This is a genomic window from Thalassobaculum sp., assembly GCF_965223715.1.
Classification (GTDB): Bacteria; Pseudomonadota; Alphaproteobacteria; order Thalassobaculales; family Thalassobaculaceae; genus Thalassobaculum.
Genome location: NZ_OZ245012.1, coordinates 4442019 through 4456226, shown reverse-complemented (window position 1 = coordinate 4456226; position 14208 = coordinate 4442019). Strand labels below are relative to the sequence as shown.

Sequence of the window (14208 nt, the reverse complement as noted above, 5' to 3'; positions counted from 1 at the left end):
GCCGCGTGCCGCGTTGACAGGGGAAGGGCGGAGACCGGCAGGCTTTCACCGTTCCGGATGCCGGAACGGGACACCGATCCATCGGGAGCGCTGCCAGCCGAGCGATCGGAGTTGCCCATGTCAGACGTCCCCGAACAGACCCAAGCCGCGCCGGCCGAGGACGGCAGCGGCAAGCTGAAACGCGCCATAGGCCCCGGCCTGCTGCTCCTGTTCATCGTCGGCGACGTTCTGGGCACCGGCATCTACGCCCTGACCGGCAAGGTGGCCGGAGAGGTCGGCGGGATCGTCTGGCTGCCCTTCCTCGTGGCCTTCGTCGTCGCCGCCCTGACCGCCTGCAGCTATCTCGAGCTGGTCACCAAATACCCGAAGGCCGCAGGGGCGGCGCTGTACACCGACAAGGCCTTCGGCATCCATTTCGTGACGTTCCTCGTCGCCTTCGCGGTGATGTCCTCGGGCCTGACCTCCTCCTCCACCGCCGCGCGGGCCTTCGCGGAGAATTTCTCCAACGGGTTCGGCCTCGAGCTCGGCGGCCTGATGATCACCCTGATCGGCCTCGGCTTTGTCGCCGCCATCGCCCTGATCAACCTGCGCGGGGTCGGCGAAAGCGTCCTGGTCAACGCCGTGTTCACCTGCATCGAGCTGACCGGCCTGATCATCATCCTGGTCATCGGCATGCTGGTCTTCGGGTCGGGAGGCGCCGATATCGGCAAGGCCTTCGATTTCGACACGGGCGAGGGCGGCGTCTTCTGGCCGGTAATCGCGGGAACCACCCTGGCCTTCTTCGCCATGGTCGGGTTCGAGGATTCGGTCAACATGGCCGAGGAGACCAAGGATCCCAGCCGCAACTTCCCCAAGATGCTGTTCGGCGGGCTGATCATCGCCGCGGTGCTGTACGTGCTGGTCTCGGTGGTTGCGGTCGCCATCGTTCCGCTGGACCAGCTCTCCGAGGGCGACACCCCGCTGCTGAAGGTGGTGGAGACCGGCGCCCCCGGTTTTCCGGGATGGGTCTTCGGGCTGATCACCATGATCGCGGTCGGCAACTCCGCCCTGATCAACCTGTTGATGGCCAGCCGCCTGGTCTATGGCATGAGCGAGGAGGGCGTGCTGCCGAGGGTGCTCGGCAAGGTGAACCGCACGCGCAAGACGCCGGTCACGGCCATCCTCTTCACCACCCTGCTGGCGGCCGGCCTGATCACCTTCGTCGGTGCCGTGCCGCAGCTGGGGGGGACGACGGCCCTGCTGCTGCTGGCGGTGTTCACCGTGGTCAATATCGCCGTGTTGGTCCTGCGCCGGGACAAGGTGGAGCACAAGCATTTCCGCACCCCGAGCTGGGTCGCGGTGGCCGGCGCGGTGACCTGCGCGTTTCTCGTCGGACCTTGGACCGGACGCGACCCGGCGCAGTACGGCATCGCCGCTGTCCTGCTCGGCATCGGCATCGTTCTGTGGATCGTCACCCGGCTCTGGATGCGCCGGGAATAGCCGCTCCCCGCCACGGCGGGAGCGGGTCGGTTCATGCCAAGACGTTATGTTTTCTTGGCAAATGGCCCTTGATGTCCATTGACCGCGCCTTCCGGCTCTTTCTACATAAGCGCGTCGTCCTGCGAGCGAACGCAGGCCCGCCGGTGCCCGCTTGAGGCATCGGAAGAACAACGCGCGGCCCCGCCGCCGAGGGAGAGAAACATGATGAAGAGTCTGCTTGGGGCGGGCGCCGCCCTGCTTATGTTTAGCACGGTCGCATCGGCCCAGAGCTTTCCGGAGCGCGAACTGCTGGGCGTGGTGATGTGGGGCGCCGGCGGCGCCACCGACACGGTCGCCCGCGCGGTCAACCCGGCCGCCGAAGAGGCGCTGGGCAAGCCGATCGTGGTGCTGAACAAGTCCGGCGGTGCGGGCGCGATCTCGACCGCCTATGTGAACGCGGCCCCGGCCGACGGCTACACCTTCCTGTACGGGGCCGAGAACCCGCAGCTCCATCCGGTGATGGACGTCTCGCCGCTGGATTACTCGCACTTCTACCCGATCAACATCCTGGGCCGCGGCGTGGCGGTCATCGTGGTTCCGGCGGAGTCCAAGTACCAGACGATGCAGGACCTGCTGGCCGACATCAAAGCCAATCCGGGTGCGGTCAAGATGGGCTCGACCGGGCCGGGCGGCCTGCCGAGCACGGTCGGCGCCATCGTGAAGAACGCCACCGATTTCGAAGTTACCGCCATCCCGTTCGACGGTGAGGGCCCGGGCCTGACCGCCATGCTGGGCGGCGAGGTCGATTTCATGCCGTCGGGTATCTCCGCCGCCGCCGAGCAGGTGAAGGCCGGCAAGATGCGCGCCCTGGCCGTGGTCGACACCAACGCGGTCGACACCCTGCCGAACGTGCCGCCGATCACCGACGCCCTGCCGGACATGGCGAAGTTCCTGCCCTGGGGTCCGTTCTACGGCGTCTTCGTCAAGAAGGACACGCCGGACGAGGTGAAGGCGAAGCTGGAAGAGGCCTTCCACACCGCCGCCAAGAGCGACAACTTCAAGACCCTGATGGCCAACCGAGGCAACGTCATCATGGACATCTCCGGCGAGGAGGCGATCGCCTTCCTGAAGAAGTGGCAGCAGGTCACCGCCTGGGTGTTGCAGGACACCGGGGCCGCCAAGGTCAGCCCCGAGAAGCTCGGCATCGCGCGTCCGTAAGCACCGCCTTCCGCCGCCGGCCTGCGGGATGCGCGGGCCGGCGGTCCTTCGCCGAGACGGGGGACACGCCCATGGACTCCACGCCTGCCCGCAGGCCCGGCGAGCTCGTGTTCGCGGTGGCCATCCTGCTGTTCAGCCTGGCCGCCTTCTGGCAGGCCTATGACATCTCCGGCTTCGACGGGCTGACCGAGCCGGGCGTGTTCCCAATGCTGGCGACCGGGACGATGGTGCTCGCGTCGCTGTTCATCCTGTCCAACACCGCGCGCCGGCCGGCCGAGGCCGACGGGGCCGCCGCCGCCAGACGGTTCTTCGCCGAGATCCTGCCGACCCGACACATCGTGCTGATCGGCCTGGTGCTGGCCTATCTGCTGCTGCTGCCGCTGCTCGGCTTCATCGCCAGCTCCGCGCTTTTCCTGTTGGCGGCGTTCCAATACCTGTGGCGGCGCCACGTGCTGATCACGCTGATGCTGTCGGCAGCCGCACTCGCCGCCGTCTATGTCATCTTCCGGATCGTGTTCCAGGTGGTCCTGCCCGAGGGCAGCCTGATGCGAGGGCTGGGCTGAGATGGTCGAGGCGCTGGCCAACTTCTCCACCGTGTGGCTCGATCCCTGGCTGCTGTTCCTGACCGCGGCCGGGACCCTGGCCGGGATCTATGTCGGCGCCATCCCCGGCCTGTCGGTCACCATGGCGACCTCGATCCTGATCTCCTTCACCTTCAAATGGCCGGTGGACGAGGCGCTCGCCCTGATCGCCGGCATCTTCATCGGCGGCGTCTACGGCGGATCGCGCACCGCGATCCTGCTGAACATCCCCGGCGCGCCGAGTGCCATCGCCACCGCCCTCGACGGCTATCCCCTGGCCCAGCGCGGCGAGGCCGGGCAGGCCATCGGCCTGACCACCGTCATGTCGGTCTTCGGCGGCTTCGTCGGCATCCTGGCGCTGGCGATCTTCGCGCCGGTGATCTCCGACTTCGCGCTGCTGTTCCAGTCCCGCGACTACCTGCTGCTGGGCATGATTGGCATCCTGCTGGTCGGCACCCTGTCGGGCGAGAGCTTCGCCAAGGGCGCCTTCGCCGGGGCGCTCGGCGTGCTGATCGGCATGGTCGGGCTCGACCCGATGACGGCGGAGGGCCGCTTCACCTTTGGCACGATCACGCTGATGGGCGGCATCCCGTATGTCGCCGCCATGATCGGCTTCTTCGGCGTGGCCGAGGCGCTGGTGCAGCTCCATACGCTGGGCATGCCGGCGATCCGGCAGCAGATCGACCGGATCATCCCGCGCCTGTCCGACGTGCGGCGGTATTTCGGCCTGGCGATGCGCGCGTCGGGCATCGGCACGATCATCGGCGCCCTGCCCGGGACCGGCGGCGACATCGCGGCGTTGCTGGCCTACGACCACGCCAAGCGGTCGACCAAGAATCCGGAGCGGCCGTTCGGCGAGGGTGCGAAGGAGGGGCTGGTGGCCCCGGAGGCGGCGAACAACGCGGCCGTCGGCGGCGCCTTCATCCCGATGCTGACGCTCGGCATCCCCGGCGACGCGGTGACGGCGGTGATCATCGGCGCCCTGTTCATCCACGGGCTGAAGCCGGGGCCGCTGCTACTGGTAGAGACGCCGCACCTGTTCTGGTTCACCGTGGGCAGCCTGACGCTCGCCAACATCTTCCTGCTGATCTTCGGGCTGACCGGGATCAAGGTCTTCACCAAGATCGTCGAGTGCCCCAAGGCGGTGCTGATCCCGCTGATCATCGTGCTGTCGGCGGTCGGCACCTATGCGATCCAGAACAACCCGGTCGACATCTACTGGATGCTGCTGTTCGGCGTGGTCGGCTATTTCATGAAGACCTACGGCTTTCAGGTCGGGCCGGTGATCCTGGGTGTGATCCTGGGGCCGATGATGGACGCGAACTACCGCCGGGCGATGATCGGCGCACGCCAGGATGTGGGCACCTTTCTGTGGGATTTCGTCTCCCACCCGATCTCCCTGGTGCTGACGATCGGGTTCCTGACGATGCTGCTGTCGCAGACCCCGCTCTGGCCGATGCTCCGGTCCCGGCTGCGCTGGCGCCGGTAACCGAGTTTACCGGACCGGCGCGTCCTCGGCCCAGGAGACGACCAGTTCCTCCTTCCAGGCGAACCTCTGGAGGTGGCTGGCGATCACGTCCTGGACCACGGCGAGGTCTTCGGGGGTCTCGCTTTCGCAGGCCAGGGTGAGTTCGCCGTCGGCGGCGGCCATCCGGCAGGTTCCCGGCTCGAATCGGACGACGCCGTCGGTCTCGGTCCACTCGGCCGGCACCTTGTGGCCGAAATGCTTGCAGAGCTGCACCAGATAGCGGCTCGCCTTGTCCGTGCGCACCAGCGCGGTCGAGTTTTCCACGGTCCTTACCTTTTATGACGTCCGGTCGGGCGCGCGGGAGCGGGCCCGTTTCGTCGGTCCTTGTAATGGCTATTGCGACTAACTCGCAATAGCTCTTAGGTTAGGCCCGGCCTCGGCGGTGCGCGCCGGGTGCGGCGAGAGACCCCAGGGTCGCCGGAGAGACTGCAGGAACGCTCTGCGTGATCAGGACCACAGGCTTTGCGGCGCTGTACGCCGATCATCGCGGCGAGCTGGTCGGCTATGCCGGGCGGATGCTGGGCGATGTGGGCCGGGCGGAGGAAGTGGTGCAGGAGGCCTTCATCCGCTTCGCCGCCTCCGCCGACTCCACCGTCATCGAGGAGCCGCTGGCCTATCTGTACCGCACCGTCCGCAACCTCTGTCTCGACAGCAAGCGCGGGATCGCGCGGGACCGCCGGCGCGACCTGCTGCTGGCCGACGCGCTGAGCGACCTGGAGGGCCTGCGGGATGCCGGGCCGACGCCGGAGGCCTCGGCCGTTTCCCGCCAGGAGCTGCGCCGCCTTCAGGAGGCGATGACCGAGCTGCCGGAGCGGATGCGGCGGGCACTGGAGTTGCATCGGTTCGCCGAGCTGACGGTGAAGCAGGTCGCCCAGGAGCTCGATGTCTCCGTCGGCACCGCCCATGGGCTGATCTCGCAGGCGCTTGAGCATTGTCGCCAGAAGCTCGACCGGCGATGACCGAGCAAAGATTGAACGTGGGCCGCCGGCGAACGTCTAAGGATCAGGGTGCTGCGGTCCGGTCTCCCGCCGGGCCGGGCGGCACAACGGTCGAGGAACGCGTGACGGCTCACGGACAGGACGCATGGATGGCCGCCGACTGGCTGGTGGCCCTGACGGACGATCCGGACGATGCCGATCTGCGCGCCCACTTCGCCGACTGGCTGAATGCCGATCCGGACCACCCCGAGCACTGGAAGGCGGTGGTGCGGGCCTATCGCGCGCTCGGCGCCGTCGAGTACGTGGCGACGGGCAGTTCGGCCAAGGTCACGGCACTGCCGGCCCGTCGCAGCCGACGCACCTGGATCGCCGCCTGCGCCGGCGCGGCGATGGCGGCCTGTCTGGCGGTGATCGCCCTGCCCGCCCTGCTGCAGTCAATGGAAGCCGACTTCACCTCCGGCACGGCCGAGATCCGCCGGATCGAGCTGGCCGATGGCAGTGTGGTGCGGCTGGCACCGCAGAGCGCCATCGCGGTCGATTTCGGGCCGGACGGGCGACGGGTGACGCTGCTGGACGGCATCGCCGTATTCGACGTGGCACCCGATCGGGCCCGCCCCTTCTCCGTCACCGCGGCCCAGGCCACCGCCACGGCGATCGGCACCGAATTCGAGGTCCGGCGGGTCGATGCCGGCGACAGCGTCGCGGTCCGCGAAGGGGTGGTTGAGGTGGCGACGGCCCAAGCAGCCCCGGCACGTCTCCAGGCGGGCCAGGCGGTGCGGGTCTCGCCCTCCGGCTCGGTCCAGCGCGCGACGGTCATTCCCGCCCAGGTCGGGTTGTGGGCCGACCGGCTGGTGACCGCCCGCGAGCGGCCGGTGGCCGATCTGGTGGCGGAAATCCGCCGCTACTACGCCGGCATCATCCTGCTGCGCGGCGACGCACTGGCCGACCAGCCGGTCAGCGGCATCTTCGACGTGTCGGATCCGGCCGCCGCCCTCGGGCTGATCGCCGCGTCCCAGGGGGCGGAGCTCTATGCGATCTCGCCGTGGCTCCTGGTCCTCGACGGCGGCTGAAGCCTTCCCTCGGAAAGGCCTTCGAAAAAATTTGAACGCCGGGGTCTCCCGTTCGTCTTGAGGGTAGTCATGCGACTAAGTCGCAATTGCATTTGATTTCGATTCCGCGCGAGGCGGAGGGACGGGGGAAAGATGACGACGATTGTACCGGCAGCGCGGCGCCACTGGGTGCGCGGCGGGGCCTTGGTCCTGGCAGCCTGCGCGGCCATGACGGTCACGCCGGCCCGGGCGGAGGGCACCGACCGCGGCGCGACCGTGGCCCAGGCGGCGGAGCGGCGTTTCGACATTCCCGCCCAGAGCCTGTCCGACGCGCTGGCCCTATTCGGCCAGCAGGCCGGCATGCAGGTTTCCGCCCATGGCGATCTGGTGCGCGGCAAGACCTCCAACGCCCTGTCCGGCTCCATGGACCCGCGCGAAGCGCTGAGCACCCTGCTCGCCGGCACCGGCCTGGCCTATGAGCTCGGCGATGGCGGGGCGGTGATCCTCGATCCGGCCGCCGGCAATACCTCGGCGGTGACCCTCGATCCGATCCTGGTCGCCGGCAGCGGCGGCGAGGGTGCGGCCGCCGGCCCCGGGACCGTCACCATCGGCACCGAGACCCTGAACCGGCTCGACCCGCAGGACCTGCAGGACGTCTTCCGCAGCACGCCGAGCGTGCAGGTCGGCTCCTCCCTGCCGGTCTCCCAGAAGGTCTATGTGAACGGCGTCGAGGAGACCAACCTCGCGGTGACCATCGACGGCTCCCGCCAGAAGAACAAGCTGTTCCACCACAACACCACGACCCTGATCGATCCCGACCTGCTGAAGGCCGTGCGGGTCAATCCGGGCGTCGCCCCCGCCGATGCCGGGCCGGGTGCGCTGGGCGGATCCATCGCCTACGAGACCAAGGACGCGGCCGACCTGCTGGCGCCGGGCGACAATTTCGGCGGTATGGCCAGCACCGAGTACAATACCAACGGCGGCACCCTCTCCAACGACCTGACCCTGTTCGGCCGGAACGCCGGCTTCGAGGCGCTCGGCTATTTCAAGCTGGCCCGCGGCGACGAGTTCGAGGACGGCGACGGTACCCAGGTGGTCGGCTCCGAGACCGACTTCGTCAGCGGCCTCGGCAAGCTCGCCTACCAGCACGACACCGGCTACCGGGTCGAACTGTCCTACGAGAATGTGGAGGATGACGGCGACCGGCCCTACCGCGCCAACTTCATCTCCACCGACAGCGGCCGGCCGACCGCCGCGACCCGGAACTACCGGATCAAGCGCGAGAACCTGGTCGCCTCTTTCGAGAACGCCATGCCGGAAGGGCTGTTCAACCCCTATGCCCGGCTCGCCTTCAGCACCACCCACCTGGATACGCTGGAGACCGGCAACGACAATTTCGGCACCTATGAGAGCCTGAACGGCATGCTCGCCAACAAGTCGGAGATGGCGCTGGGCAGCCTCGATGTCGGCGTGGACTTCTACTCCGACACCAGCGAAGGCAATTTCCCCGACTACGGGCCGGACTGGATGAACCTGACGGAGGAGTCGCGGAATGTTGGCATCTTCGCCCAGGCGCGGCTGGAGCCGACCGACCGCTTCCGCCTGTCCTTCGGCGGGCGCGGCGACCACCACCGCTTCGAGGGCCTGGACGGGTCGGAGTCCGAGAACAGCGGCCTGTCCGGCAACGTCTCCGGCGAGTACGACCTGCTGCCGTTCCTGACGGCGAGCGCCGGTGCCTCCCACGTCTTCGGCGGCGTCGAACTGGCCGAGCCGTTCATCGTCAACCCGGACTGGGCCTATCCGGGGGGCGGGCTGGAGCCGTCGACCGCCAATAACGTCTTCGCCGGCCTCGAGCTCCGGGGCGACGGGCTGAGCCCGCGCCTGGCCGGCTTCACCGTCTATGGCAAGCTGTTCAAGACCACGATCGACGACATCCGCGACGAGGAATATCGCGGCGGTCCGGACGTCTACAGCGACCTGGAATCGGTCGGCTTCGAGATCGGTGCCGGGTACGAGTGGATGGACGGGTTCGTGCGGGTCAGCTACGCCGACATCGACACCGAGATCAACGGCAACTCCGGCAGTTCCGAATACCAGTATATCGGTACCACCATCGGTCAGGTCCTGTCGGCCGAAGCCGCCTATACCCTGCCGAACACCGGCGTGACCATCGGTGCCGACGCCCAGGTCTTCTTCGAGGAGGACAGCACCAACATCTACTCCTCGTCCCCCGGCTCGCCCTATCCGGCCTACGAGGTGGCCAACGCCTTCGTCTCCTACACGCCGGAGAGCCATCAGTTCATCACGGTGCGGGCGACGGTGAAGAACATCTTCGACGAGACCTATGCCGACCGCGCGACCTATGGCCAGGAATACCCGGGCGTGGATGTCCTGAACGAGCCGGGCCGGTCCTTCCTGTTGAGCGCGAAGGTGCGGTTCTAGGTGGCGAAACCCTTGAAAGCCTTGGGGCCGCTGGCGGCGGCCCTCTGTCTGCTGGCGGCACCGGCGATGGCGGAGACCGTGGAGGTGACCGACATCATCGGCCGGACGGTCGGCATCGAGCGGCCGGTCGACCGGTTCGTGATCAGCGAGGGGCGGTACATTCCGCTCCTCGCGCTTTTGCGCCCCGAAGCGCCGGTCGAGGGTGTGGTCGGGATGATGACGACGCTCGGCTGGACCCAGCCGGGCCTTGAGGCGCAGCTCTACGCCCGCTTCCCCGAGGCCCGCGACATCCCGCTGTTCGGCCACAGGAGCGCGGACAGCGTCTCGGTCGAGAAGATCATCGACCTGAAGCCGCAGGTGGCAATCTTCGGCATCGGCGACCACGGCCCGGGGGCGGAGAACGCCGAACTGATCGCCCAACTGGACGTCGCAGGCATCGCCGTGCTGTTCATCGACTTCCGCATGGATCCGCTCGCCAACACGGACCCCTCCGTCGAGCTGATCGGCCGGGTGCTGGGGGCCGAGGACCGGGCGGCGGCCTATACCGCCTTCTACCGGGAGCGGCGCCAGCGGGTGCTAGACCGGGTCGCCGACGCCTCGTCCCGCCCGACGGTGTTCATGCAGGTGCATCCCGGCCGCCGGGAATGCTGCTGGGGCATGGCCGACGGCATGCTCGGTCCGTTCGTCTCCCAGGCGGGCGGCATCAACATCGCCGACGCCACCGCCCCCGGCCCCACGACCCAGCACACCGCGGAGTTCCTGATCGTCGAGGACCCCGACGTGTGGCTCGGCACCGCTTCGGGCACGGCGGAGGAATACCAGCGCGGCGACCCGCCGGTGGCGCTGGGCCCGGGCATGACGCCGGAGGCCGCGCGGGACAGCCTGCACCGCTATCTGGACGCGCCGGAATTCTCCTCCCTGACAGCCGTGCGGACCGGCCGGGCGCATGTGTTCTGGCACAATTTCTACAACTCGCCGTTCAACATCGTGGTGCTGGAGGCCCTGGCCGGCTGGCTGCATCCCGAGCTCATGGCCGACAGCGACCCTCAGGGCACGCTGCAGCAGATCTTCGACGACTTCCTGCCCTTCGAGCTGGACGGCACCTATTTCGCCACGGCGCGCCGGGACTGACCGCATGGCCTCGACCCTGGAAGCCTATGCCGGGCTGACCCGCCGGCGCTGCCTCGCCCTGGGCCTGCTGTCGGCCGGCCTGCTGCTGAGCCTCCTGCTCGACCTGTCGGCCGGGCCGGCAGGACTCGGCATCGGCGACATTCTCGGTGGCATCGTCGATCCGGCGAGCCTGGACATCCGCCACCGGGTGATCCTGTGGCAGGTGCGCCTGCCGGACGCGCTGATCGCCGTCGTGGTCGGTGCGGCCCTGGGGCTCGCCGGGGTGGAGACCCAGACGATCCTGGACAACCCGCTGGCCAGCCCCTTCACCCTGGGCGTGTCCTCGGCCGCCGTGCTGGGCGCCAGTGTCGCCATCGTGCTCAGCCCGGCCATGCCGCTGATCCCGCAGACCGCGACCCTGCCGGCCCTGGCCCTGGTCTTCGCGCTCGGCGGCGGTGCGGTGATCCTGGCGGTCGTGCGCTTCGGCGGCGGCGCGCGCGAAACCGTCGTGCTGTTCGGCATCGCCATGGTGTTCCTGTGCAACGCGCTGACCTCGGCCCTGCACTACGTGGCCGACGCCGATGCCCTGCAGCAGATCGTGTTTTGGACCATCGGCAACCTGACCCGGGCCGGCTGGTGGGAGGTGGCGATCGTCACTGCCTGCGTCGCCGTGATCGCCCCGTTCAGCCTGCGTCATGTGTGGTGGATGACCATGCTGCGCGGCGGCGAGGCCTATGCCCGCAGCGCCGGGCTCGACGTGGCCCGGCTGCGGGTCCAGGTGGTGCTGAGGACCTCCGTTCTGGCCGCCTTCGCGGTGTGTTTCGTCGGCTCGATCGGCTTCGTCGGGCTGGTCGGCCCCCATATCGCCCGCCTGCTGCTCGGCGAGGACCACCGCGCCCTGGTGCCCGGGGCGGCGATCTGCGGCGCGCTGATGCTGTCGGCGGCGTCTTTCCTGTCCAAGTCGGTGCTGCCGGGCGCCATCGTGCCGGTGGGCATCCTGACCGCGGTGATCGGCGTGCCGGTCTTCCTCACTCTCCTGGCGGTTCAGCGGAGGATGCGATGACCCGGCTGAGCCTGGAGGGCGTGTCGGTCGCCTATGGCCGCACCCGGGTGGTCCATGAGGTGTCGATCCCGACGGTGGAGGACGGCCAGCTCCTCGGCCTGCTCGGCCCCAATGCGAGCGGCAAGTCGACCCTGCTGCGCGCCCTGTCGCGGGAGCATCCGTCGACCGGCCGCATCCTGCTCGACGACCGGCCGGTCGGGGACTACAGCCACGCCGACTGGTACCGGGCGGTGGCCGCCATGCCCCAGGCCCCGCCCTCGCTCAGCGCGCTGCGGCCGGTGGAGCTGGTCTGGAGCACGGCCCGCACCCTGGGGCTCGGCCTCTCCGACCGGGCGCTGGGGGCACGGATCGACGGGCTGTTCCGTGCGCTCGATCTGGAGGCCCTGGCCATGGCGCCGCTGGCGACCTTGTCCGGCGGCAAGCGGCAGTTGGTCGGCTTCGCGCTGGCCATGGTGCGCGACCCGGACGTGCTGCTGCTGGACGAGCCAACCTCGGCGCTGGACCTGTACTGGCGGCTGTCGCTGATGGACATCGTGCGCGACCGGCTGGCGACCCGTGGCGGCGTCGGGGTGGTCGCCGTCCACGACCTGGACATCGCCGCCCGCTACTGCGACCGGCTGGCGCTGATCCACCACGGCCGGCTGGTCGCGGCCGGCACCGCCGCCGAGGTCCTGACCCGCGAGAACCTGGCCGCCGTCTATTCGGTGGAGAGCGAGATCACCACCGACGCCGCCGGCCGCCCGGACGTTCGGGTGCTGCGGGTCGCGCATCGGCCAGAGTGAAGGACCTCAGCGGATGCCGGCGCGCATGAAGCTCTGCACGAACTGGCGCTGGAACAGCATGAAAGCGATCAGCAGCGGGCCCGAGGTCATCAGGGTCGCGGCATTGATGATCGACCAGTCGATGCCCTGATCCACCGAGGCGAAGACCGACAGGCCCACCGTGACCGGCCGGGTCTCGACCGAGTTGGTGACGATCAGCGGCCACAGGAAGTTGTTCCAATGGTGGCTGACCGAGACCAGCCCGTAGGCGAGATAGGTCGGCTTCGCCAACGGGATATAGACCCGCCACAGCACGGTCAGCGGGCCGGCCCCTTCCACCCGCGCCGCCTCGTCCAGTTCCTTGGGCACGGTCTTGAAGGTCTGGCGCAGCAGGAAGATGCCGAAGCCCGACGCGATATAGGGCAGGCCGATCGCGGCAATGGTGTCGATCAGCCCGAGCATCCGCATGGTCGCGTAATTCTCCACGATCAGGATGTCGGGCATCACCAGGAGCTGCAGCAGCACCAGGGCGAACAGCACGCCGCTGCCGGGGAAGGTGAAGCGCGCGAAGGCATAGGCCGCGAGCGTGCAGAGCACGAACTGGCCGATCAGGATGAAGGTGACCAGCAGGAAGCTGTTCAGGAAATAGCGGGCGAAGGGTGCCGCGTTCCAGGCGTTGACGAAGTTCTCCAGGGTGAGCGGAGCGAAAAGCTCGAACCTTGTGGCGAACGCGCCCGGATGGATGGCCGTCCACACCGCATAGACGAGCGGCAGGAACCAGAGCAGCGCCAGCGCCCAGGCGCCAACGGTGTTCAGCCAGCGGTCGAGGGCGGACTGGCTCATCGGTAGTGCACCCGCTTGTCCAGGAGGAAGAACTGGCCGAGCGCCAGGGCCGAGAGCAGCACCAGCAGCACCACCGTCAGGGTGGAGGCATAGGCGGTGTCCCAGAACTTGAAGGCCGTCTCGTAGATGTAGAACAGCAGCAGCGAGCTCGCGTTGTCCGGCCCGCCCTCGGTCATGACGAAGACGTGGTCGACCATGCGGAACGAGTTGATCACCGCGTTGACCGAGACGAAGAGCGTGGTCGGCATCAGCAGCGGGAAGGTGACCCGGCGGAAGAAGGTCCAGCAGCTCGCCCCCTCGATCGCGGCGGCCTCGCGGAGCTGCGGCGGAATCGACTGCAGGGCGGCGAGGTAGAAGATCATGAAGAACCCGGCCTCCTTCCAGATCGCCACCACCATCACCGAGCCGAGCACCAGGTCCGGGTTGCCGAGCCAGTTGACCTGAGGTAGGCCGAACAGCCCGCGGATCTGGTCGATCAGGCCGAAGCCGGGCGTGTAGAAGAACATCCAGATATTGGCCACCGCGATCAGCGGCAGCACGGTCGGGGCGAAATAGGCCAGCCGCACGAAGCTGCGACCGGACAGCTTACCGTCGACCCACAGCGCCATCAGCAGCGCCAGGGCGACGGAGACCGGAATGGTGACCGCCGCGTACCACAGGCTGTTGGACAGCACCTGCCAGAACGTGTCGTCGGCCAGCAGGGTCTCGTAGTTGCGCAGGCCGACGAACCGGGCGGCGCGCTGCCCCCGGGGGGTGGAGAAGAAACTGTCCCAGATCGTGGTGACCGCCGGGATGTGGGTGAAGGCGAACAGCAGCACCAGCGCCGGCATCAGCAGCAGCCAGCCATGCACCCACTCGCGGCGCAGGGTGAGGGAGCGGCGGGTCATGGAAATCTGTCTCCACAGCTCTTGCCGTCATCCTGACGCACGTCAGGATCGAGCCTCCGGCCATGCCGGGCGTCCGTGCGTTGGTCCTGACTTGCGTCAGGACGACGGATTGGGGCGTGGCGACTGGTGGCGGACGCCGCGGCGAGGACCACAGGACCCGCAGCCGAGCCTGGATCGACGCGCCAGGTCCGGCCTGCGCACACCCGCTCCCCCTCCCCGTCATCCTGACGCACGTCAGGATCTGGCGTACGACCCCGGGAGGCGGTGCGTTGATCCTGACTTGCGTCAGGATGACGGTGGGGGCCAGGGAAATTCATCGCGTCGTGTCCT

At 68.4% G+C, this 14208-nt stretch carries 13 protein-coding genes; 10 read left to right on the top strand and 3 right to left on the bottom strand.

Going from position 1 to position 14208, the window contains the following annotated elements:
* Positions 1-117: 117 nt before the first annotated feature.
* The 4 genes from ACOQOP_RS20590 (at position 118) to ACOQOP_RS20575 (ending at position 4746) form a co-directional block, all read left to right on the top strand.
* Positions 118-1479 (top strand): APC family permease, encoded by a 1362-nt coding sequence (locus ACOQOP_RS20590; RefSeq protein ID WP_420563690.1) that lies wholly within the window; start codon positions 118-120, stop codon positions 1477-1479.
* Positions 1480-1680: 201 nt separating this feature from the next.
* Entirely contained in the window at positions 1681-2676 is a 996-nt protein-coding gene (locus ACOQOP_RS20585) for a tripartite tricarboxylate transporter substrate binding protein (protein ID WP_420563689.1), read from the top strand.
* Between the two features lie 71 nt (positions 2677-2747).
* Positions 2748-3239, top strand: a complete 492-nt coding sequence (locus ACOQOP_RS20580; protein ID WP_420563688.1) for a tripartite tricarboxylate transporter TctB family protein — start codon at positions 2748-2750, stop codon at positions 3237-3239.
* Between the two features lies 1 nt (position 3240).
* The gene (locus tag ACOQOP_RS20575; protein ID WP_420563687.1) at positions 3241-4746 is read left to right on the top strand and encodes a tripartite tricarboxylate transporter permease; all 1506 of its coding nucleotides are present in this window, start codon (positions 3241-3243) and stop codon (positions 4744-4746) included.
* A 6-nt stretch (positions 4747-4752) separates the two neighbouring features.
* On the opposite strand, the gene ACOQOP_RS20570 is transcribed toward ACOQOP_RS20575, so the two are convergent.
* Positions 4753-5049, bottom strand: coding sequence for a DUF2218 domain-containing protein (locus tag ACOQOP_RS20570; protein ID WP_420563686.1), 297 nt, complete (start codon positions 5047-5049; stop codon positions 4753-4755).
* Between the two features lie 179 nt (positions 5050-5228).
* Between ACOQOP_RS20570 and ACOQOP_RS20565 the strand changes: the two genes are divergently transcribed.
* The 6 genes from ACOQOP_RS20565 (at position 5229) to ACOQOP_RS20540 (ending at position 12169) form a co-directional block, all read left to right on the top strand.
* The gene (locus ACOQOP_RS20565; protein WP_420563685.1) at positions 5229-5744 is read left to right on the top strand and encodes a sigma-70 family RNA polymerase sigma factor; all 516 of its coding nucleotides are present in this window, start codon (positions 5229-5231) and stop codon (positions 5742-5744) included.
* Between the two features lie 128 nt (positions 5745-5872).
* Complete coding sequence (locus ACOQOP_RS20560) at positions 5873-6793, top strand: FecR family protein (RefSeq protein ID WP_420563684.1); 921 nt, start codon at positions 5873-5875, stop codon at positions 6791-6793.
* Between the two features lie 132 nt (positions 6794-6925).
* The gene (locus tag ACOQOP_RS20555; protein ID WP_420563683.1) at positions 6926-9214 is read left to right on the top strand and encodes a TonB-dependent receptor; all 2289 of its coding nucleotides are present in this window, start codon (positions 6926-6928) and stop codon (positions 9212-9214) included.
* Positions 9215-10345, top strand: a complete 1131-nt coding sequence (locus ACOQOP_RS20550) for an ABC transporter substrate-binding protein (protein ID WP_420563682.1) — start codon at positions 9215-9217, stop codon at positions 10343-10345. It begins immediately after the preceding gene.
* Between the two features lie 4 nt (positions 10346-10349).
* A complete protein-coding gene (locus tag ACOQOP_RS20545) occupies positions 10350-11387 on the top strand; it encodes a FecCD family ABC transporter permease (RefSeq protein WP_420563681.1) in 1038 nt (345 codons plus the stop codon).
* Positions 11384-12169 carry an ABC transporter ATP-binding protein gene (locus ACOQOP_RS20540; RefSeq protein ID WP_420563680.1) on the top strand — a complete coding sequence of 262 codons (786 nt, stop codon included), beginning with the start codon at positions 11384-11386 and terminating at the stop codon, positions 12167-12169. The genes ACOQOP_RS20545 and ACOQOP_RS20540 overlap by 4 nt, the downstream gene beginning before the upstream one ends.
* A 6-nt stretch (positions 12170-12175) precedes the next feature.
* Here ACOQOP_RS20540 and ACOQOP_RS20535 read toward each other — a convergent pair whose 3' ends face one another.
* Positions 12176-12991 carry a carbohydrate ABC transporter permease gene (locus ACOQOP_RS20535; protein ID WP_420563679.1) on the bottom strand — a complete coding sequence of 272 codons (816 nt, stop codon included), beginning with the start codon at positions 12989-12991 and terminating at the stop codon, positions 12176-12178.
* Positions 12988-13878 carry a carbohydrate ABC transporter permease gene (locus tag ACOQOP_RS20530; protein WP_420563678.1) on the bottom strand — a complete coding sequence of 297 codons (891 nt, stop codon included), beginning with the start codon at positions 13876-13878 and terminating at the stop codon, positions 12988-12990. The genes ACOQOP_RS20535 and ACOQOP_RS20530 overlap by 4 nt, the downstream gene beginning before the upstream one ends.
* Between the last annotated feature and the right edge of the window lie 330 nt (positions 13879-14208).